The sequence below is a fragment of the Streptomyces tricolor genome (assembly GCF_002155905.1).
GTDB classification, from domain to species: domain Bacteria; phylum Actinomycetota; class Actinomycetes; order Streptomycetales; family Streptomycetaceae; genus Streptomyces; species Streptomyces tricolor.
This window is the reverse complement of the sequence record NZ_MUMF01001011.1, coordinates 1-792: the sequence shown is the minus strand read 5'-3', so window position 1 is coordinate 792 and position 792 is coordinate 1. Positions and strand designations below refer to the sequence as shown.

Below are 792 nucleotides of genomic sequence, written 5' to 3'. Positions count from 1 at the left end.
CACCGTGAGGGAAGCGCCGCAGTGGGTCGCACCGTGAGGGACGCGGCACGCCGTGGCCGGCAACTCGGCACGAACGAGGACGGTCTTGGGCCAGGGAGGGGTACCCCGCCGCCCGCAACCGCGGGACGGGGAGCTGGGCGCGGCCGTGGCGCGGGCCCAGGACGGTGACGAGGCCGCGTTCGCGGTGGCGTACCGGATCGTGCAGCCCGGCCTGCTGGGCTATCTGCGGGGTCTGGTCGGCGAGGACGCGGAGGACGTCGCCTCCGACGCCTGGCTGGAGATCGCCCGCGACCTCGGCCGGTTCCGGGGCGACGGGGCCGGTTTCCGCGGCTGGACCGCGACCATCGCCCGGCACCGCGCGCTGGCCCCGGGCGGCACAGCTCGAACAGGACGCCCTGGAACTGCCCGGCCGGCACAGCACCCACGACCAGGCGCTGGAGTCGCTGTCCACCGCACGCGCGCTGGAACTGGTGCGCGCGCTGCCCCGGGACCAGGCCGAGGCGGTCCTGCTCCGGGTGGTCGTCGGCCTCGACGGCCCCGCCGCAGCCCGCGTCCTCGGCAAACGCCCCGGTGCCGTCCGCACCGCCGCGTACCGGGGCCTGCGCCGCCTGGCCCGCCAGCTCGGCACCGACACGGCCGGGGTGACGGACGCCGATCCCCCGACGCCGGGGGAGCCGAGATGAACGACACCGGGCGCGGCACGGACGAAGCTCCGTACGACGACCCCCGCCCCGGGGCGTGCGGCGCGTCGGCACCGGGGGGTCACGGGTCTCCGACGCCGGGGGCGTACGG

The 792-nt window shown here is 77.7% G+C and carries 1 pseudogene; it reads left to right on the top strand.

From position 1 onward, the window contains the following. Nucleotides 1–85 precede the first annotated feature (85 nt). Nucleotides 86–683 (top strand): annotated as a pseudogene (locus tag CCN44_RS42390) (RNA polymerase sigma factor). Nucleotides 684–792 lie beyond the last annotated feature (109 nt).